The sequence below is a fragment of the Sphingomonas gei genome (assembly GCF_004792685.1).
Classification (GTDB): Bacteria; Pseudomonadota; Alphaproteobacteria; order Sphingomonadales; family Sphingomonadaceae; genus Sphingomonas; species Sphingomonas gei.
Genome location: NZ_SRXT01000001.1, coordinates 625,230 through 644,873 on the forward strand (window position 1 = coordinate 625,230; position 19,644 = coordinate 644,873).

The window sequence follows — 19,644 nt, forward strand, 5'->3', positions numbered from 1 at the left end:
CCTTTTTTATAGGGCGCGCGCATCATGCACCAGCGACTGATCGGGATCTGCGCGGCCTTGCTGGCGCTGTTCGGCACGGTCGAGGCCGCCGCCTCCCAATCGGTCTATACCAGTGCCCCCGACGAGCCCGGCGCGGTGACCGTCGCGGGAGCAGGCGATGGCCGGGCCGACGACAGCGCGGCGATCCAGCGCGCGATCGACAAGGCGGCGGGGAAGGGCGGCGGGATCGTGTTCCTGCCCGAGGGCACATACCGGATCAGCCGGACGATCTATCTATGGCCGGCGGTGCGCATCTTCGGGATCGGCGCCAAGCGCCCGGTGATCGTGCTCGGCGCGAACACGCCCGGCTTTCAGCGCGGCGTCGCGCATATGCTGGTCTTCGCCGGGGCGCGGCCGGGAGCGGATTCGGGGCAGCGCGGCCCCGTCGCCTTTCCGCCGCCCGGCGTGCCGCTCAACAAGGATGTGCCCGACGCCAATTCGGGGACCTTCTATACCGCGCTGGGCAATGTGGACTTCCGCATCCTCGACGGCAATCCCGCGGCGACCGCGATCCGCTTCCATGCCGCGCAGCACAGCTTCGTCAGCCATGTGGATTTCGACATCGGATCGGGGCTGGCGGGGCTCTATCATGTCGCCAACCAGGCCGAGGATCTGCATTTCCGCGGCGGGCGCTATGGCATCCTCGCCGAGAAGACGTCGCCCGCCTGGCCCTTCGCCTTGGTCGACTCGACCTTCGAGGGCCAGCGCGACGCGGCCATCCGCGAGCATGAGGCCGGGCTGACGCTGATCAACGTCGCCTTCCGCAACGTGCCGGTGGGGATCGAGATCGACCGTGGCTATGGCGACTGGCTGTGGGGACAGGACGTGCGCTTCGAGAATGTCTCGAAGGCCGGCGTGATCATCTCGAACGAGAACAACGTCTACACCCAGATCGGCTTCCAGAATGTGGTCGCCGCCAACACCCCGGTGTTCGCCCGCTTCCGCGACAGCGGGAAGACGGTGGCGCGGGCGGGGCACGCCTATCAGGTCGCGAGCTTTACCTACGGGCTGACCTTGCCCGGGCTCGGCCGGATGGGCGAATTCAAGACCGACATGCAGGCAAGCCGGATCGCGGCGCTGCCGCCAGTTCCGGCGCCCGTCATCCGCGCGCTGCCGGCGGTTTCCGAATGGGTCAGCGTGCGCGCCGCGGGCGCAAAGGGCGACGACAAGACCGACGATACCGCCGCGCTGCAGAAGGCAATCGACACGCACCGCGTGGTCTATCTGCCCACCGGCTTCTACCGGGTCAGCGACACGCTGCGGCTGCGCCCCGACACGGTGCTGCTCGGACTGCACCCGAGCCTTACCCAGATCGTGCTGCCCGACGGGACGCCCGGCTATCAGGGGATCGGCACCCCCAAGGCGCTGATCGAAAGCGCGCGCGGGGGCGACGCGATCGTCGCCGGGCTCGGGCTCGATACGCAGGGCGCCAATCCGCGCGCAACGGCGTTGCTGTGGATGGCGGGCGCCGCTTCGCTGGTGAACGACGTCAAGTTTCAGGGCGGCCACGGCACCAATCGCTTCGACGGCAGCCGCGTCACTCCGTACAACAACAACGCCACCGCCGATCCAGAGGCGGCGCGGCGGTGGGACGGGCAATATGCCAGCCTGTGGGTAACCGCGGGCGGCGGCGGCACCTTCGCCAATATCTGGAGCCCCAGCACCTTCGCCCACCCGGGCATCCTGATCTCCGATACCGAGACGCCGGGGCGGATCATCCAGGCCTCGGTCGAGCATCATGTCCGCAGCGAGATCGCGCTCAACCGCGTCGCCAATTGGGAATTGCTGGCGCCGCAGACCGAGGAGGAAGCCGGGGAGGGGCTCGACACCGTCGCGCTCGAGATCCGCGATTCGCGCAACATCCTGGTCGCCAATTTCCACGGCTACCGGGTCACCCGGACGCGCAAGGCAGCGCCCGCGGCGGTCGCCCTGTACAATTCGCACGATATCCGCTTCCGCAACGTGCATGTGAACGGCGAGAGCGGAATCGGTACGTGCGACGAGAATGGCTGCGCGACGTTCCTGCGGCTGACGAAGTTCCCGTATGAGAACGCCATTCGCGACGTCACCCACGCGATCGACGTGCGCGAGCGCGAATTCGCTGTGCTCGATGTTCCGGCCAAGCCCAGTCCAGTGGAGGCGGCCAGCTTCCGGGGCGCCACTGTCGAGAAGCTCGCTGACGGGTTCCACTCGATCGGCGGCGGGGCAGTGGACGCGGGCGGCAAGCTCTATTTCATCGATCGCTTCTTCCGGCGGATCTGGCGCTGGTCGGACGGCGGCAAGCTGGAGCTGGTCCGCGATGCACCGTTGGATCCGGTCAATCTGACCGTCGACCGGTCGGGCAATCTGCTGGTGCTGTCGTCCTATGGCCGCAACGGCACGGTCTACAGTTTCGCGCCCAACGCGCCCGATCAGGAATTCACGGTGATCCCGGCGACGCCGGCGAGTGCGCGACCTGGTGCCGCGCTGGTGCTGCCGGTCAATTGGTGGGTCAATGGCGAGTTTCGCGATCAGATCGATCCCGAGACCTATCAGTTCAGGACGCTCGCCGAGATGTTCGCGAGCGACCTGGCGGCGCCCAAGGCCCAGCAATATGTGTCGCCCGACGGCAGCGTGGTACTGCCGGCGTTCCGCGTGTTTCAGCAGGGCCCGCCCGATCATCGCGGGCTGCGCTTCTCGCACACGCTCGACAGCTATGGCCTGATCCAGGGCAAGCCGGGCACGCGGGTGTTCCTGACCAACGGCTCGGAGAACCGGACCTATAGCGGGCTGGTCGGCGCGAATGGTGCGATCACCGACTTGGTGCCGTTTGCCGAGCGTGGCGGCGAAGGCGTCGTCGCGGACGCGCAAGGCCGCGTCTACGTCGCGAACGGGCAGATCTTCGTCTATTCGCCCGAGGGCAAGCAGATCGGCCGGATCGACATGCCCGAGCGGCCGCTGCAGCTCGTCCTGGGCGGCGGCGATCGCCGGACCTTGTTCGTGCTGACGCACCACGCGCTGTATGGGGTACGCTTGAAATAGTGCGGTTCGCGAAGAAGGACCGCGAGAGGGGCAGCGGTCCTCAGCCCGACGGTCGGGCTTTATATCAGAACGATAATATACATTATGTTAAATTGAGAGCGGGATTATCTCAGCTTTCGCGCTCCCCGCGCGGACGGCGGCGCTCCGCGGGTTTCGCCGGTTCGGTGACGTCGCTGCCCTGGCTGCCGGCGTCGGCCCTGGGCTGAAGCACCAGCACGTTGTTCTCGACGCGCCAGCTGTGCAGCCGCGACAGGAAGTTCATGCCGAGCACGTCGAGGTCGCCGAAGCTCTCCGATACCACTACGCCGAGATCCTCGGTCTCGAGCGGCCCGATCGCGAGTTTGTCGATCCGGCCGCGGCGTGCCGCTACGGTGCCGTTGGCGGTTTCGATCATCACCGGCAGCCCGCTGCCGGGTTTGACGTCCGACTCGGCGGCGGTGCGGTCCGAGATCGCGGTGATCGTCGCGCCGCTATCGACCAGCATCCGCCGCGCGACGCCGTTGATCGTGACCCGCGCCCAGAAATGGCCGTCGGGCGCCATGCGGATGCGCACCGTCCCGCCGTCGACCTGCTGGTCGTCGATGCCCAGCTTGGCCGACGCCGCCGCGAACACCGCACCGATCTCGTGGCGGTGCGCGACCGCGAGCACAGTCAGCACGATGATCAGCGCCCAGCTGATCAGCGAGCGCAGCACGAAGCCGATCGACAATTTGCGGATCGAAAGCGCGCTGAGAACGAGCACCAGCACGCCCACCAGATAGATCAGGTCCATGCTGTCCCACTCGCTCACGCCGGCATCTCCAGGCCGTCAAAGCCCGGTTCGACCCCAGAGGGCAGCTCGGCGGCGAGACTCATATAATCCATCGACTGGTCCATATGAACCAGCGCGGCGCGGCGCGGCTGCAACTCCCCTACCCAGCCCAGTACTTGCGCCAGGGTAGGATGCGTCGGGTGCGGGGCACGGCGCAAGGCGTCGACCACCCAAATGTCGAGACCCGTATACAGCATGCGCATGGCGCTCGTCATATCATGGAAGTCTGTAGCATAACCTATTGATTTATCGTTACTATCAAAGCGAATCCCGGCGGAGGTTATCCCGCCGTGCGGCTGATCGGCGACGGTGATGCGGATGTCGCCGATGGTCAGGCTGTCGGGCAGGGTTTCCAGCGCGACGGTGGGCCGATAGCCCGCGCGACCGAAAAGGGCGTAGGCGAACTTCGCCTCGAGCTGCGCGCGCGTGAACGGCCGTGCATAGCCGCGCACGGGTTCGCCCCGAAGGTGCATCAGCTGGCGGAGATCGTCGATGCCGTGCGTGTGATCGGCATGATCGTGGGTCCAGATCACGGCGTCGACATCGGCGACATTCGCGGCGAGGAGCTGCGCGCGCATGTCGGGGCTGGTGTCGACGAGGATGCTGGTGGTGTCGGTGGTCACGAGGACCGAGGCACGGGTGCGGCGGTTGCGGGGTTCTTCAGGGTCGCAGGCGCCCCAGTCGTTGCCGATGCGCGGGACGCCCGAGGACGTGCCCGAGCCGAGGATGCGGATTTTCAGCATGGCACAGCGCCCGTCACCGTCACCCCGGCGAAAGCCGGGGCCCAGAGCCCAGAACCGTACAGCTTGTGACTCTGGGCCCCGGCTTTCGCCGGGGTGACGGCTGGGGTAAAAGCAGGATCGTGGAAAAAATCCCGGTGGTCTACATTATGGCAAGCGGTCGTAACGGGACGCTCTACACTGGAGTGACCTCGCAGCTGCTCGGGCGGATCCACCAGCACCGCAACAAGACCTTTGATGGCTTCACGGCCAAATATGACGTCAACCGACTGGTCTGGTTCGAGGTTCATGCCGAGATGGAGCCGGCGATCGTTCGCGAGAAGCGGATCAAGGAGTGGCGGCGCGAGTGGAAGCTGGAACTGATCGAGAAGAAGAATCCGACCTGGCGCGATCTGGCGGAGGATTTCGGGTTCGATCCGCTGCAGGACGATGATCCATAATCTTCGTCATCCCGGCGAACGCCGGGATCCAGAACCGCACGCAATGTCCTTTGTGACTCTGGGCCCCGGCGTTCGCCGGGGTGACGGTAAGGGGTTGAGCTCACGCCAGGGTCTTGGCGAAGAGCTTGTGGAAATTTTGGCGGGTGGCTTCGGCCAATTGCTCGGGGTCTTCGCCGCGGAGTTGGGCGAGGAAGCGGCACGTATCCGCGACGAACGCCGGCTCGCCGGTCCTGCCGCGATGCGGCACCGGGGCGAGGAAGGGGGCGTCGGTCTCGATCAGCAGGCGATCGAGCGGCAGGCGCGCGGCGGTCTCCTGGAGATCGCGGGCGTTCTTGAACGTGACGATGCCCGAGATCGAAATGTAGAAGCCGAGCTCGAGCGCAGTGTCGGCAAAGGCGCTGCTCGCGGTGAAGCAGTGGATCACGCCCGGAAAGGCGCCCCTCCCCATCTCGTCTCGGAGGATTTGCGCGGTGTCGTCCTCGGCGTCGCGGGTGTGGACGATGATCGGCAGGCCGGTCTCGCGCGAGGCGGCGAGATGCGCGCGGAAGCTGGCGCGCTGGCGGTCGCGGTCCGAATGGTCGTAATAATAATCGAGTCCGCTCTCGCCGATGCCGACGACGCGGGGGTGCTGCGCGCGCTCGACGAGCCTGGCCGTGCCGATGTCGGGATGCTGGTCGGCTTCGTGCGGGTGGATGCCGACGCTGGCCCAGACGTCGGGCTCGCGCTCGGCGACGGCGATGACGTCATCCCATTCGTTCTCGCGGGTCGAGATGTTGAGCATCGCCACCACGCCGGCTTCGCGCGCCCGGGCAAGCACTTCGGGCTGCTGCTCGCCGAGGCCCTTGTAGATCAGGTGGCAATGGCTGTCGGCCAGTCTCACGCGTCGGTCGCCTGCAATTCCAGTCGCGGGAAGATGGGGCTTGGCGCGGCGATGCGGAAGGCCTCGTCGTCTTCGGACGGAAGCTGGAGCAGGAGCTTGCCTGCCGAGGTCGGGATCACCGGCAGGATCGTTGTGGCGAGCCGGCGGATCGCGCGGATCAGCGTCCGCAGCACCGCGCGCATCCGCTCGGCATCGGTCTTGCGGAGCGCCCAGGGGGCCTGCGCGTCGATATATTGGTTGCAGGCGAACACGCCGGTCATCCACGCCTCGATACCCTGGCTGAGCGCGAGATCGTCGAACGCCGTGCGGAATGCGGCGCAGGCGACGTCGACTTCGGCGAGCAGCGCCGCATCGGCTTCCTCGGCCCGGCCCTCCGGCACATGGCCCTCGCAATTCTTGGCGATGAAGGCGAGCACGCGCTGGGCGAGATTGCCGAAGCTGTTCGACAGGTCGGCGTTGGCGCGAGTGACGATCGCTTCGTCGCTGAACGTGCCGTCGCTGCCGAAGCTGATGTCGCGCAGCAGGAAATAGCGCAGCGCATCCTTGCCGTAGAGCTCGGCCAGTTCCATCGGATCGACGACGTTGCCGACCGACTTCGACATTTTCTCGCCCCGGTTGAGCAGGAAGCCGTGGCCGAACACCTGTTTCGGCAGCGGGAGCTTGGCGGACATCAGGAAGGCGGGCCAATAGACCGCGTGGAAGCGGACGATGTCCTTGCCGATCAAGTGGATGTCGGCGGGCCAATAGGTCGCGAACCGCTCGGCATCGTCGGGATAGCCCGCGCCGGTGATGTAATTGGTCAGCGCATCGACCCAGACATACATCACGTGATCGGGCGAGCCGGGAACGGGCACGCCCCAATCGAAACTGGTGCGGCTCACCGACAAGTCGATCAGCCCGCCCTCGACGAAGCGCAGGATCTCGTTGCGGCGCGATTCGGGGCGGATGAAATCGGGGTTGGCGGCGTAGAAGTCGAGCAAGGGCTGCTGGTATTTGGCGAGCTTGAAGAACCAGGTCTCCTCGGCGGTCCATTCGACCGGCGTGCCCTGCGGCGAGAGCTTGACGCCCCCTTCCCCCTCGGTCAGTTCCTTCTCTTCGTAGAACGCCTCGTCGCGGACCGAGTACCAGCCCTCGTAGCGATCGAGATACAAGTCGCCGGCATCCGCCATCGCCTGCCAGATCGCCTGGCTGGCGGCATAATGCCCGGTCTCGGAGGTGCGGATGAAGCGATCGTACGAGATATCGAGGACGTCGGCCATCTCACGGAAATAACCCGACATTTCATCGGCCAGCTGGCGCGGCTCGATGCCGCGGTCGCGCGCGGTCTGGACCATCTTGAGGCCGTGCTCGTCGGTGCCGGTCTGGAAGAAGACGTCGCGGCCGTGCTGGCGCTGGAAGCGCGCGATCGCGTCGGCGGCGATCATCTCATAGGCATGGCCGATATGCGGACGGCCATTGGGATAGTGGATTGCAGTGCTGATGTAGAACGGATTGGCCATGCCGCGGCTTTAGGAGCGGGGCGCGATGGGGGCAACTGCTGGAGCGGTTGGACCCCAACTCCGTCACCCCCGCGAAAGCGAGGGCCCATCTCCCAGACGGGCCGCTGGCAACACCTGTCGATTCCGGGGATCGTGCAGGAGATGGGCCCCGTCTTCGCCGGGGTGACGAGATAAGCCTGGGGCCGGTCGAAGGCTTGGCGTCAGTCCCCGCACAGTCGCCGTCCGCTTGCGTCGCGCATCGCCGCGGCTTCGGCGGACGATTCGCTCAGCCGAGTCACTTCGAGCCCGGTGAACGAGGCGCGGCGGGCGCAGAGTTGCTTGCAGGCATCGGGAAGCGTGCCGGGGAATTTGATCCGGTCGCCGTCATAGCGCGCCTCGAAGCTGCAGCCCTGCTTGCCGAGGGTGATCCGCAGCGTGGCGCCGCTGCGCTCGACGCTTCCCGAGCCGCTGCAGGTGATGCGGTCGCCATAATCGACATAGGCGCCGATCCGGAACGCCGAACCCGCACGGACGACGCAGACCCGGTCGGTGTCGCGGGCATAGAGGCCGGTGAGGTCGCTGTCGTCCGGGTCGCGGACGAGGCCGCGCTCGATCGCGGCGGTCTCGAGGTCCTGCGGCGCCTGGGCGTTGCCATTACCCTGCCCGCTCGAGCAGGCGGCGAGCGACAGCGCCAGCGCGAGCGCCCTCATGCGTCGCGGACCAGCCCGCCGCCTTCGATGCGGCGGAAGAAGCAGCTGCGCGCGCCGGTATGGCAGGCGGGGCCGGCGGGCTCGACCTTGAGCCACAGCGCGTCCTGATCGCAGTCGATCCGTGCCTCGATCACGCGCAGGATATGGCCGGAGGTCTCGCCTTTCTTCCACAGCCGGCCGCGGCTGCGCGACCAGAAATGCGCTTCGCCGGTGGCGAGCGTCGCTTCGAGCGCTTCGGCGTTCATATGCGCGAGCATGAGAAGTTCGCCGGTGGACGCGTCGGTAGCGACCGCGGTGATCAGCCCGGCGGAATCGTATTTGGGGTTCAGGGTGAGGCTGGTGTCGCGGTTGTCGGTCACTCGGGAGGGCTTAGCGTGCCCCGCCCTCCTCGTCACCCCGGCGAAAGCCGGGGTGACGATGTGAGAAATTAATGCTCCCGAATCGCTTCGATCAGTTCGTCCTTGTCCAGCTTCGAGCGGCCTTCGATGCCGATCTCCTTCGCCTCGTCGTAAAGGTCTTCCTTCGAGCGATCCTCGAGCCGGGTGCTTTCGTGGTCGAGCGTCCCCGCCGCCTTGGCATTGGCGATTCGCGCGGCCTTTTCCTTCGACGCGCCATCGGCGCGGAGGTCCTCGTAAAGCTTGTCGTTCTTGATCTGGGGTCCGTGATCCTTGGCCATTGCGAGGCTCCTTTCGCCTTGAAAAACCAACGAATCCGCCTTCGGGTTCATTTCGCTGTGACAAACCGGCGACAAACCCAACCGGACTGCCTATATGGCCCTCGAGAGTTCCCAACCCCTCGAGGGCTGATGCTTACCACGCACCCGTTTGATGACGACAAGCTGCACGAAGAGTGCGGCATCTTCGGCGTTTCCAATTCCGAAGGCGCCGCGGCGCTGGTGGCGTTGGGACTCCATGCGCTCCAGCACCGCGGGCAGGAGGCCGCCGGCATCACCAGCTGGGACGGTCACCAGTTCCACACCCACCGCGCGATGGGCCATGTCGCCGGCAATTTCGACCGCGACGACATCATCCGCAGCCTGTCGGGCACCACCGCTGCGGGGCATGTCCGCTATGCCACCACCGGCGACACCGCGATCCGCAACGTCCAGCCGCTTTATGCCGAGCTGGCGAGCGGCGGCTTCGCGGTGGCGCATAACGGCAACATCTCGAACGCGATGCGGTTGCGGCGCGATCTCGTCCGGCGCGGCGCGATCTTCCAGTCGACGAGCGACACCGAAGTGATCATCCACCTGGTCGCGACGTCGCAATATCGCACGCTGATCGATCGCTTCATCGACGCGCTCAAGCGTGTCGAGGGCGCCTATTCGCTGATCGTGATGACTCCCGAGGGGATGATCGCCTGCCGCGATCCGCTGGGCATCCGCCCGCTGGTGATGGGCAAGCTCGACGATTCGATCATCTTCGCCTCCGAGACCGTGGCGCTCGACGTGGTCGGCGCCGAATATGTCCGCGATGTCGAAGCGGGCGAGCTGGTGATCGTCCAGGGCAACGAGATCGTGTCGCACAAGCCCTTCCCGCCGATGTCGCCGCGGCCGTGCATCTTTGAGTATGTCTATTTCTCGCGCCCCGATTCGATCGCCGAGGACCGCAGCGTCTATTCGGTGCGAAAGGCGATCGGCGCGCAGCTGGCGATCGAATCGCCGGTCGATGCCGATCTGATCGTGCCGGTGCCCGATTCGGGCGTGCCGGCGGCGATCGGCTATGCCCAGCAGAGCGGCATCCCGTTCGAACTGGGGATCATCCGCTCGCATTATGTCGGGCGGACCTTCATCCAGCCCGGCGACAAGGTGCGACACCTTGGCGTCAAACTGAAGCACAACGCCAATCGCGAGCTGATCAAGGGCAAGCGCGTGGTGCTGGTCGACGATTCGATCGTGCGCGGGACTACCAGCCTCAAGATCGTCGAGATGATGCACGAGGCAGGCGCTGCCGAAGTGCATATGCGGATCGCCAGCCCGCCGACGCGGCACAGCTGCTTCTACGGCGTCGACACCCCCGAGCGCGCCAAATTGCTCGCCGCCCAGCTCGATGTCGGCGGGATGACCGACTTCATCCATGCCGACAGCCTGGCGTTCGTCAGCATCGACGGGCTGTACAAGGCGCTGGGCGAAGCCCGCCGCGCCGATATCCACCCCAAATATTGCGACGCCTGCTTCACCGGCGAATATCCGACGACGCTCACCGACCAGGACGAGCTTGCGCCGGTTGACCAGTTCGCGCTTCTGGAGGAACGGGTCGGCTGAGCTGATTCTTCCGGAGTTCGAATGACCGACAAGCCCCTCGCCGACCGTATCGCGCTCGTCACCGGCGCCAGCCGCGGGATTGGCGCCGCCACTGCCCGCGCGCTCGGTGCCGCCGGCGCGCATGTCGTGCTCACCGCGCGCACCGCCGGCGGGCTCGAGGAAGTCGAGGAGGCGATCTACGCCTCGGGCGGCTCGGCGACGATCGCGCCGATGGACCTGACCGAGAATGAAAGCGTGTCGCGGCTCGCCGCCGCGGTCTCCGAGCGCTGGCAGGCACTGGACATTATGGTGCTCAACGCGGCCTCGCTGGGAACGCTGAGCGCGGTGCCGGCGACCGACTTCAAGGAATTCGCGAAGCTGCTGACGCTGAACGTCACCGCCCAGGCGGCGATGCTGGCGGCATTCGATCCCCTGCTCAAGGCGGCGAAGCAGGCGCGGGTGATCGGGCTGACGTCGAGCGTTGGGCGGACACCGCGCGCTTATTGGGGCACCTATGGCGCTTCGAAGGCAGCGTTCGAGAATTTGCTGCTCAGCTATGGCGAGGAGGTTCGCCATATCAGCGGCGTGCGCGTGGGCGTAGTCGATCCCGGCGCGACGCGGACCAAGATGCGGGCGCGGGCGTTCCCCGGGGAGAATGCCGAGACGGTCAAGGCGCCCGAAGTGGTGGCCGAGCGGATCCTGGCGCTGGCGGTCGACGGGTTCGAGACCGGGCATTTCGAGCGCGTCGACTAAACCACGCCCGCCCGTCACCCCGGCGAAGGCCGGGGCCCAGAGCCAGACAGGACGGCCCTTGTGACCCTGGGCCCCGGCTTTCGCCGGGGTGACGATAAAGAGGCTCGGGCGGCTATCAGCGCGCCGCCGCGAACAATTTGTCGAGGAACGCCGTGCGCGCGGCGCCATAAGCCGGGTCGCTCGCCTTATCGGCCGCCGCGGACACCGCGATCACCGTGCGCGTCTTCGGATCCACCCGGATCGTCTGGCCGAAAATGCCCTGCGCACCATAGCGGCCCTGCGGATAGGTCCACCATTGATAGCCATAGCCGCGGCCGGGAACGCCGATATCGGCATGCGCGCGAGTCGCTTCGGCGAACCAGTTGGCCGGGACCACGCCCTTGCCGCCTTCGAGCGCGAGCTGCCCCAGCCGGGCATAGTCGCGCAGGCTCACCGACAGGCAGCAGCCGCTGACTTCGTGCCCCGAGGGGTCGATCATCCAGAAGGCATCCTGCTCCATGCCCGCCGGCCGCCAGACCTTCTCGCTGAGATAGTCGGCGAGCGGCTTCCTGGTCGCGCGCATCACCAGCACGCCGATCAGGTTGGTCTCGCCGGTCTTGTAGACCCATTTGCTCCCCGGCGCGGTCTCGCGGGGGAGCTTCTTCATGTAATGGACCGTCGGGTCCTCGCCGGCGGGCACGGGTTCGAGGAACATCCGGGCGACGTCGGACTTGGCGTCGGTATAATCCTCGTTCCACTTCACGCCCGACGTCATGGTGAGCAATTGCGCGATCGTGACGCCATCATAGCCGCTGCCGGCCAGCTCCGGGATGTACTTGGTCACCGGCTCGTCGAGCGACTTGATATAGCCGTCCCGGATCGCCGCGCCGACCAGAGTCGAAGTGAACGACTTGGCGACCGAGAAACTGGTCCAGCGCCCGTCCCGGCCATAGCCGCGGGCATAACGTTCGAGCCGGATCTTGCCGTTCTGGACGACGATGAGCCCGGAGATGTGCTGGCTGGCGATGAAGGCATCCAGCTCGGCGTCGGAAAAAGGCAACGGCTTGCCCGCGGGCAACGCGCGGACCTTTCCGCCGGCCTTGACGACGTGGCCAGGAAATATCTTCTCCATGTGGGGAAAATTGGCGTCGCGCTTTTCCTGACTCCAGAACAGCACCTCGGCGCCGACTTTCCGGAGCCCGCTGGTGTCCTGCGCCGCGGCCGGCGCGCCGGTGATCGTCGCGAGCGCGAGCGCGCCCGCCAGCATCCAGGTCTTCATCGCCCCTCCTTGACCAGCGTGACCTGCACGACGTCGATACCGCCGCCGCGAAACCCGCCCTCGCAATATTTCAGATAATAGCGCCACTGACCCACGAAGCGCGCGTCGAACTGCGCGGGCAACCGCCCGGCCGCCGCCGCGGCGTCGAAATTCTCGCGCCAGCGCTTGAGCGTCTCGGCATAATCGAGCCCGAACGCAGTCCGGTCGCGCCAGTCGAGCCCGTTGCTGGCGGCAAGACGCCGGAATTCGCTTTCGCGGATCAGCAGGCCGCCGGGGAAGATGTAGCGCTGGATGAAGTCGACATTGTTGGCATAGCCTTCGAACAGCGCGTCGTCGAAGGTGATCAACTGCAGCGCCGCGCGCCCCCCGGGCCTGAGCACGCGCCGGATCGCCGCCAGATATGCAGGCCAATATTGCCGCCCCACCGCCTCGGCCATCTCGATGCTCACCACGGCGTCGTAACGGCCGCTGACGTCGCGATAATCGGTGAGCGCGAAGCTGGCGTCGTCGAGCCCGGCGGTACGCGCTTCGGCCCAGGCCTTTTGCTCGGTCGAGAGGGTGATGCCGTGGACCCGGCGCCCGGCGCGCGCGGCAAGCTCGGCGAACGAACCCCAGCCGCAACCGATTTCGAGGATCGTCTCGCCAGGCACCGTCGCGGTGCGCTCGAGCATCGCCGACAATTTGGCCTGCTGCGCCGCTTCGAGCGACTGGCCGGGAACGTCGAACCGCGCGCTCGAATAGGTCATGCCCTTGTCGAGCCAGTGGCGGTAGAAATCGTTGCCGAGATCGTAGTGGAACTCGATGTTGCGCCGCGAGCCGCCGCGATGGTTGCGACGCGCCCAGTGCCAGACGCGCTTGGCAAGCCGCCACGGGCCGGTCGCCCGCGCCGGCCGCGCCAGCCCGGCGCGGTTGCGGCTGAACAAGGCGAAGAGCTGGACCGGATCGGGGCTCGCCCATTCGCCTGCCGCCCAGGCTTCGTACCATCCGCTCGATCCTTCGAGCGCGAGCCGGAGCAACGCGCGCCAGCTGCGCAGATCCACCACTGCCGCGGGGCCGTCCGCCCGCCCGCCGAGCAGCCGCGCGCGCCCGTTCGGCAGCAGCAGCTCCAGACTGCCCTCGGTGATGCCGCGGTCGAGGCGGTCGAGCTGGCGATGAAAAGCCGGCGCGAACAACGCCAGCGGGCCGCCACTGCGTCCCCTGTCCTTGCTGCGACCCTGTTCCCGCGTCGGCGCGTTCATCGGCCCCTACATGCACGCGGCGCGCGCACGAGCAAGCGTCTTCTCAGAGGCTGTGCGGCTGCTTGTCGACCATCCAGGTCTGGCCCTTGGCGACGAGCTTCTGCAGGTCGGGGACCTTGCCCTCGGCGGCCGCCCTGTTCTGGGCGACCACGGCGCTCTCGAACGTCGGCGCGGGGTCGTCGTAGAGCACGCCCAGCGCCATCGGGAACGGCCCGAATGGCATCTCGACCAGCATATGCGCGATCGCACGATTGGTGACGTTGTGGACGATCACGCCGGCGGCTTGCCAGTCGCCGTCGATCACGTCGACGACCTTGACCGTCAGCGCCTCGCGATCGAGGCTGATGCCCTGGGTGCCGCCGGCGAACAGCATCGGCTTGCCGTGCTCGACCCAGAGCTGGTTGCGCGCCGCGTTGGGTTTGGCCACGAACGGCTCGAACACGTCGTCATTATAGACGATGCAGTTCTGGAATATCTCGACGAACGCAGCGCCCTGATGCGCGTGCGCGGCCTTGAGAACCGATGGCAGGTTCTTGTTGACGTCGATCCCCCGCGCGACGAAGCGCCCGCCGCTGCCCAGCGCGAACGCGCAGGGCTTGGCCGGGTGATCGACCGAGCCGAACGGAGTCGACGGGCTGCGGGTGCCTTCGCGCGAAGTCGGCGAATATTGGCCCTTGGTGAGGCCGTAAATCTCGTTGTTGAACAGCAGCACCTGGCAGTTCAGATTCCGTCTGAGCAGATGCATCGTGTGATTGCCGCCGATCGACAATGCGTCGCCGTCGCCGGTGATGATCCACACGTCGAGATCGGGGTTGGCGAGCTTGACTCCCGTCGCCACCGCCGGCGCGCGGCCGTGGATGGTGTGAAAGCCATAGGTCTCCATATAATAGGGAAAGCGCGACGAGCAGCCGATGCCGCTGACGAACACGGTGTTCTCGGGGGTGCCGCCGATCTCTGGCATCGTGCGCTGGACGGCCTTGAGGATCGCATAATCGCCGCAGCCCGGGCACCAGCGGACCTCCTGGTCGGTTTCCCAGTCCTTGGGGGTGCTGGGCTTGATCGTGGTCAGTTCGTTCATGGGTTCACAGCCTCCGGGCTGGGCAGCTGGCTATTGTCCGGGCCCAACTCCTCGGCGCGATCGCTGGACAGGTGGCGATCAATCGCGCCTTCGATCTCGGCGATGGTGAAGGGCTGGCCCGACACCTTGTTGAGCGGAACCGCGTTGACGAGATACTGGTCGCGCAGCACCGTCTTGAGCTGGCCGGTGTTCATTTCCGGTACGAGGATATGCTCATAACTCTCTAGCAGACCTCCAAGATTTTTCGGCAACGGCCAGATGTGGCGGATATGGACATGGCTGACGTCCTGCCCCTTGGCCCGCGCGCGGCGGACCGCGGAGGCGATCGGGCCATAGGTCGACCCCCAACCGACCACGACGAGCTTGCCGCCCGCCTGCCCCTGCTCGATCGACTGGTCGGGGATGTCGATGCCGAGCACCTTGTCGCGGCGGATGTCGGTCATCGCCTGGTGGGTGCCCGGCGAATAATCGATATTGCCGGTGCCGAGCGCCTTCTCGATCCCGCCGATGCGGTGGAGCAGACCGGGCGTGCCGGGCTTGACCCAAGGGCGCTTGAGCTTCTCGTCGCGCGCATAGGGCAGGAACTTCTCGCCCTCGGGCGGCAGCTCAGTATGAAACGTCACCGGGAACGGCGCATAGGTGCTCATATCGGGCACCTTCCACGGCTCGGCGGCATTGGCGATATAGCCGTCGGTGAGGATCATCACCGGGGTCATATATTGCGTGGCGATCCGCACCGCCTCGATCGCGACGTCGAAGCAATCGGCGGCGGAGCGCGCGGCGAGCACCGGCATCGGCGCGTCGCCATTGCGGCCATAGACCGCCTGATAGAGATCCGATTGCTCGGTCTTGGTCGGCAGCCCGGTCGAGGGACCGCCGCGCTGCGAATTGACGATCACCAAGGGCAGCTCGGTCATGATCGCGAGGCCCATCGCCTCGCCCTTGAGCGCGATGCCCGGGCCCGAGGACGACGTCACGCCCAGCGAGCCGGCATAAGACGCGCCCAATGCGGAGGCGATCGCGGCGATCTCGTCCTCGGCCTGGAAAGTGGTGACGCCATATTCCTTGTAGCGCGCGAGGCTGTGCAGGATCGCCGATGCCGGAGTGATCGGATAGCCGCCGAAGAACATCGGCAGTCCGGCGAGCTGCGCGCCGACGACGAGCCCCATCGAGATCGAATCGGCGCCGGTGACGGTGCGGTACAGCCCGGGCTCGGCGGGCGCCGCCGAGACCTGGCGCTGGGCGATTCCCATCGCGCCGAGTTCGGCGGTCTCGCCATAAGCGTGGCCGGCGTTCAATGCGGCGATGTTGGCCTCGGCGAGGTTGGGCGCCTTGGCGAATTTTGTGCGCAGCCATTCGATCAGCGGCGCGCGGTCGCGGTCGAACATCCAGAGCGCCAGCCCCAGGGTCCACATGTTCTTGCAGCGCAAGGCTTCCTTGTTGCCGAGCCCGAACGGCTTGACCGCCTCGACGGTCAGCGCCGAAATGTCGAGCTTGAGCAGCTGCCACTTGTCGAGCGACCCGTCTTCGAGCGGATTGGCGGCGTATTTGGCCTTGTCGAGGTTGCGCTGGCCGAATTCGCCGGCATCCGCGATGATCAGCCCGCCGGGTTTCAACGCTTCGACATTGGTCTTGAGCGCCGCCGGGTTCATCGCGACGAGCACGTCGGGCTGGTCGCCCGCAGTATCGATCTGCGTCGAGCCGAAATTGATCTGGAAGGCCGACACGCCGAACAACGTCCCCTGCGGCGCACGGATTTCCGCGGGAAAATCGGGGAAGGTGGCGAGATCGTTGCCGGCCAGCGCAGTCGAAAGCGTGAACTGGCCGCCGGTCAGCTGCATGCCATCCCCCGAGTCGCCGGCGAAGCGGACGACGATCGCTTCGGGTGCGGGATGGGCCGACGCTTCCTCGGGCGTCAGCTGATGCGCGGCGGTTGCCATGGCCGGATTGGTTCCTGCGGTTTGTCTATCCTTGCGAGGGGTCTACGCCCGACAGGCGCCACTCCCAAAGTATAAAATGCGGTCAGGTCTGCAACGCCTGCTTGGCCGTCTCGGATCCCAGCGCGAGGATCGAGGCGACATGGCGTCGCGAGACCTCGAGCGCATCGAGCCCGTAGCCCCCGCCCAGCGCGCTGGCGAAGGGGATTTGGCGGCCGGCGAAGGTGCGGGCGATCCAGTGGTCGCGGTCGATCAGCCCCTGGTAGCTCAGCCCCAGCCGACCGAGCCGGTCGCCCGCGAGCGGATCGACGCCGGCCTGGTAGAGGATCAGGTCGGGCGCGAAATCGTCGAGTAGCGGCACCAACGTGGCCGCGAGGGTATCGAGATATTCCGCATCCCCCGTGCCGTCGGCGAGCGCCACGTCGAGCGTCGAGCGCGCTTTCCGAACCGGGAAATTCTTTTCGGCATGGATCGAATAGGTCGCGATATCGGGGCGACCGGCGGTGAGCGCGGCGGTGCCGTCGCCTTGATGGACGTCGCAATCGACAATCAGCACGCGCCGCCCCTCTTCGACCAGCCGCACCGCGGCGAGCGCCAGATCGTTGAATACGCAGAACCCCGCGCCGGTGTCGGCCAGCGCGTGGTGACTTCCGCCCGCGGTGTTCGCGGCGTAGCCGTGGGTCAGCGCCAGCCGGGCGGCGAGATAGGTCCCGCCCGGCACCATCTGTGCCCGGAGCGCGACCTGGGGAGTGACCGGAAAGCCGATGCGGCGCTCCTTGTGCGGCGGCACCCGCGCTTCGATCACTTCGGCGATATAGTCTGGATCGTGCACTGCCTCGAGCCAGTCGCGCGGCATCGCTTCGGGCTGGTGCCAGGTGAAGACATCTCCCTCGGCGCGCAGCAGATCGCGGACGAGGCCGTTCTTGTTCCATTGGTACTGGCTCCGCGCCGGCGCGGGCGCGACATAGGCGGGGTGGTGGACGAGGTGGATCATCGTCGCCCTCCTAACCCACACCGTCATCCCGGCGAAGGCCGGGACCTCATGCGGGTTGGCCCAATGGAACAAATGCGGCACGATCTCTGCCTGAGCGCCCCGGTTTTTGCCGGGATGACGGAGGGCGTGATGGGTGGCTGGACCTATATCATGACGAACAAGCCTCGGGGCGTGCTGTACACCGGAGTTTGCGCGAAGCTGGGTCAACGAGTGCAGCAGCATCGAGAGGGCAAAGGCTCGCGCTTCTGCGCAAAGTATAATTGCACGTTGTTGGTGCTGGCCGAGCGCCACGGCTGTATCGAAATGCGATCGTGCGCGAGAAGCGGCTCAAGCAATGGCGGCGTGATTGGAAGATCGCCCTGATCGAGGCGTCCAATCCCGAGTGGCATGATCTGTACGATCTGATCGCCGAGTGACTTTCAATATGCCCAACATCGTCATCCCGGCGTACGCCGGGATCTCAGGTGGGGCACGCGTCGGCACGAGATCCCGGCATGCGCCGGGATGACGGAGATTTGCGCACCCCCTCCCCCGCAGGGAGTGATATGTGTATTCGACCCGTATGACTCATTCCACCCTCCCCTATCGACCCTGCGCCGGCGTGATGCTCGTCAACCGCGACGGCCGCGTGTTCGTCGGGCAGCGGCTCGATTCGACTCTCGAAGCCTGGCAGATGCCGCAAGGGGGAATCGATCCCGGCGAGGACCCGCTGGAGGCGGCGTGGCGCGAATTGTGGGAGGAGACCGGCGTCGAGCGGCTGCATGCCGAGCTTGCCGCCACCGCCCCCGACGAACTGACCTATGACTTGCCCGAGGATCTGATCGGCAAGGTGTGGAAGGGCAAATGGCGCGGGCAGCGGCAGCGCTGGTTCCTGTTCCGCTTCCTCGGCGACGATAGTGACGTCAACATCGCCACCGCAGAGCCCGAGTTTCGCGCCTGGCGCTGGGCCGAGCCGGCCGACCTTCCCGACATCATCGTGCCGTTCAAGCGCGACCTCTATGCGCAGCTCCTCGAGATTTTCGCCGAGCCGCTCGACTCGCTTCGTCGGGCATAAGGATCGGCCGGTCGCGCACGGCCCTTTTGATGCCCTATTAATATGACTAGAGAGCGGGCCATGCGTGCCCTGTTCCTTGCCCTGCCGCTGCTGTTGGCCAACACCACAGCCGACGATCCCGTCATCCCCCCCACGATCAAGTCGATGCTCGACTCCGCGATTGCCTCGGGCAGCGAGGGCGATGTCGCGGTGATCGTCAAATATGCGCGGACCGCGGACCCGGCGAGCGCCGACCTCGTCGTCAAGATCGCCAGCGACTGGCGCAACGATCGGCTCGCCAGGGCCAATCAGCGGATTCGCGACGCCGACTTCTTCGATCTCGTAAAGGGCCATGCCGAGCTGGGCGGCTATGTCAGCACGGGCAATACCGACAATATCGGGATCACCGCGGCGATCGAAGTTAAGCGCGAGGCGCTCGAATGGCGGCACAAATTGCGGCTTCAGGCCGATTATCAGGAAAGCCTGAACGTCGTCAGCCGCGAACGCTATCTCGCCGCCTACGAGCCCAATTGGAAGTTCGACGACCGCGCCTACCTGTACGGCGCCGCGCAATATGAGAGCGACCGCTTCTCGGGCTTTTACGACCGCCTCTCGCTGTCGAGCGGCGCGGGCTACAGCGCGATCAAGTCGCCCAAGGTCAAGCTCGATCTCGAACTCGGGCCGGCATATCGTCTTACGCGCTTCATCGACGAGACCAAGGAGAGCAACCTTGCCGCGCGCGGCAGCGTGGATTTCGGGTTGAAGCTGTCGCCGGCGATCTCGGTGTCGCAGAATGCCTCGGCCTATCTGCAGGACGCCAACAGCACGGTTTCCAGTCGCTCGGCGCTGCTCGCCAAGCTGTTCGGGCCGTTCTCGGCGCAATTCTCGTACACGATGCAATATGAAAGCACCCCGCCGGTCGGCCGCCAGACCACCGACACCACCAGTCGGGCAGCCTTGGTGGTCGATTTCTAACTGACGTCATTCCGGCG

Annotated in this window: 18 protein-coding genes and 1 pseudogene; 7 read left to right on the forward strand and 12 right to left on the reverse strand. The window is 66.2% G+C overall.

The window, feature by feature from the left end; all coding sequences use genetic code 11:
* Positions 1-24: 24 nt before the first annotated feature.
* The gene (locus E5A73_RS02785) at positions 25-3,060 is read left to right on the forward strand and encodes a glycosyl hydrolase family 28-related protein (protein WP_135962251.1); all 3,036 of its coding nucleotides are present in this window, start codon (positions 25-27) and stop codon (positions 3,058-3,060) included.
* A 109-nt stretch (positions 3,061-3,169) separates the two neighbouring features.
* Here E5A73_RS02785 and E5A73_RS02790 read toward each other — a convergent pair whose 3' ends face one another.
* Together E5A73_RS02790 and E5A73_RS02795 are read right to left on the reverse strand one after the other, a co-directional pair.
* Positions 3,170-3,850, reverse strand: coding sequence for a retropepsin-like aspartic protease family protein (locus tag E5A73_RS02790; RefSeq protein WP_240699980.1), 681 nt, complete (start codon positions 3,848-3,850; stop codon positions 3,170-3,172).
* Positions 3,847-4,614: an MBL fold metallo-hydrolase gene (locus E5A73_RS02795; RefSeq protein WP_135962252.1), complete on the reverse strand. Its 768-nt coding sequence runs from the start codon at positions 4,612-4,614 to the stop codon at positions 3,847-3,849. The genes E5A73_RS02790 and E5A73_RS02795 overlap by 4 nt, the downstream gene beginning before the upstream one ends.
* A 146-nt stretch (positions 4,615-4,760) precedes the next feature.
* Between E5A73_RS02795 and E5A73_RS02800 the strand changes: the two genes are divergently transcribed.
* Positions 4,761-5,051 carry a GIY-YIG nuclease family protein gene (locus tag E5A73_RS02800; protein ID WP_135962529.1) on the forward strand — a complete coding sequence of 97 codons (291 nt, stop codon included), beginning with the start codon at positions 4,761-4,763 and terminating at the stop codon, positions 5,049-5,051.
* A gap of 100 nt (positions 5,052-5,151) precedes the next feature.
* Here the strand turns inward: E5A73_RS02800 and E5A73_RS02805 are convergent, their stop codons facing one another.
* The 5 genes from E5A73_RS02805 to E5A73_RS02825 form a co-directional block, all read right to left on the reverse strand.
* On the reverse strand, positions 5,152-5,931 hold the full coding sequence (locus E5A73_RS02805) for a TatD family hydrolase (protein ID WP_135962253.1): 780 nt from the start codon (positions 5,929-5,931) through the stop codon (positions 5,152-5,154).
* On the reverse strand, positions 5,928-7,430 hold the full coding sequence (gene metG / locus E5A73_RS02810; RefSeq protein ID WP_135962254.1) for a methionine--tRNA ligase: 1,503 nt from the start codon (positions 7,428-7,430) through the stop codon (positions 5,928-5,930). The genes E5A73_RS02805 and metG overlap by 4 nt, the downstream gene beginning before the upstream one ends.
* Positions 7,431-7,630: 200 nt before the next feature.
* Positions 7,631-8,119 carry a hypothetical protein gene (locus E5A73_RS02815; protein WP_135962255.1) on the reverse strand — a complete coding sequence of 163 codons (489 nt, stop codon included), beginning with the start codon at positions 8,117-8,119 and terminating at the stop codon, positions 7,631-7,633.
* Entirely contained in the window at positions 8,116-8,478 is a 363-nt protein-coding gene (gene hisI, locus E5A73_RS02820; protein ID WP_135962256.1) for a phosphoribosyl-AMP cyclohydrolase, read from the reverse strand. Before hisI ends, E5A73_RS02815 begins: the two co-directional genes overlap by 4 nt.
* 68 nt (positions 8,479-8,546) lie before the next feature.
* On the reverse strand, positions 8,547-8,795 hold the full coding sequence (locus E5A73_RS02825) for a DUF7218 family protein (protein ID WP_135962257.1): 249 nt from the start codon (positions 8,793-8,795) through the stop codon (positions 8,547-8,549).
* A gap of 129 nt (positions 8,796-8,924) precedes the next feature.
* On the opposite strand from E5A73_RS02825, the gene purF reads away from it, so the two are divergent.
* Together purF and E5A73_RS02835 are read left to right on the forward strand one after the other, a co-directional pair.
* Positions 8,925-10,382, forward strand: a complete 1,458-nt coding sequence (purF, locus tag E5A73_RS02830; protein WP_135962258.1) for an amidophosphoribosyltransferase — start codon at positions 8,925-8,927, stop codon at positions 10,380-10,382.
* Between the two features lie 21 nt (positions 10,383-10,403).
* On the forward strand, positions 10,404-11,114 hold the full coding sequence (locus tag E5A73_RS02835; protein ID WP_135962259.1) for an SDR family NAD(P)-dependent oxidoreductase: 711 nt from the start codon (positions 10,404-10,406) through the stop codon (positions 11,112-11,114).
* 115 nt (positions 11,115-11,229) lie between these two features.
* Here the strand turns inward: E5A73_RS02835 and E5A73_RS02840 are convergent, their stop codons facing one another.
* The 5 genes from E5A73_RS02840 to E5A73_RS02860 form a co-directional block, all read right to left on the reverse strand.
* A complete protein-coding gene (locus E5A73_RS02840) occupies positions 11,230-12,372 on the reverse strand; it encodes a serine hydrolase domain-containing protein (protein WP_240699982.1) in 1,143 nt (380 codons plus the stop codon).
* Positions 12,369-13,610: an SAM-dependent methyltransferase gene (locus tag E5A73_RS02845; RefSeq protein ID WP_135962260.1), complete on the reverse strand. Its 1,242-nt coding sequence runs from the start codon at positions 13,608-13,610 to the stop codon at positions 12,369-12,371. The genes E5A73_RS02840 and E5A73_RS02845 overlap by 4 nt, the downstream gene beginning before the upstream one ends.
* 43 nt (positions 13,611-13,653) lie before the next feature.
* Positions 13,654-14,688, reverse strand: coding sequence for a 2-oxoacid:ferredoxin oxidoreductase subunit beta (locus E5A73_RS02850; RefSeq protein ID WP_135962261.1), 1,035 nt, complete (start codon positions 14,686-14,688; stop codon positions 13,654-13,656).
* Positions 14,685-16,628, reverse strand: coding sequence for a 2-oxoacid:acceptor oxidoreductase subunit alpha (locus E5A73_RS02855; RefSeq protein ID WP_135962262.1), 1,944 nt, complete (start codon positions 16,626-16,628; stop codon positions 14,685-14,687). The genes E5A73_RS02850 and E5A73_RS02855 overlap by 4 nt, the downstream gene beginning before the upstream one ends.
* Positions 16,629-16,710: 82 nt before the next feature.
* Positions 16,711-17,619, reverse strand: a complete 909-nt coding sequence (locus tag E5A73_RS02860; protein WP_135962263.1) for a histone deacetylase family protein — start codon at positions 17,617-17,619, stop codon at positions 16,711-16,713.
* Positions 17,620-17,769: 150 nt separating this feature from the next.
* Between E5A73_RS02860 and E5A73_RS21995 the strand changes: the two are divergent.
* The 3 genes and pseudogenes from E5A73_RS21995 to E5A73_RS02875 form a co-directional block, all read left to right on the forward strand.
* Positions 17,770-17,817 (forward strand): annotated as a pseudogene (locus E5A73_RS21995) (hypothetical protein); the annotation flags it as partial.
* A gap of 364 nt (positions 17,818-18,181) precedes the next feature.
* Positions 18,182-18,673 carry an RNA pyrophosphohydrolase gene (locus E5A73_RS02870; RefSeq protein WP_135962264.1) on the forward strand — a complete coding sequence of 164 codons (492 nt, stop codon included), beginning with the start codon at positions 18,182-18,184 and terminating at the stop codon, positions 18,671-18,673.
* Positions 18,674-18,733: 60 nt separating this feature from the next.
* Positions 18,734-19,627 carry a DUF481 domain-containing protein gene (locus tag E5A73_RS02875; protein WP_135962265.1) on the forward strand — a complete coding sequence of 298 codons (894 nt, stop codon included), beginning with the start codon at positions 18,734-18,736 and terminating at the stop codon, positions 19,625-19,627.
* Positions 19,628-19,644 lie beyond the last annotated feature (17 nt).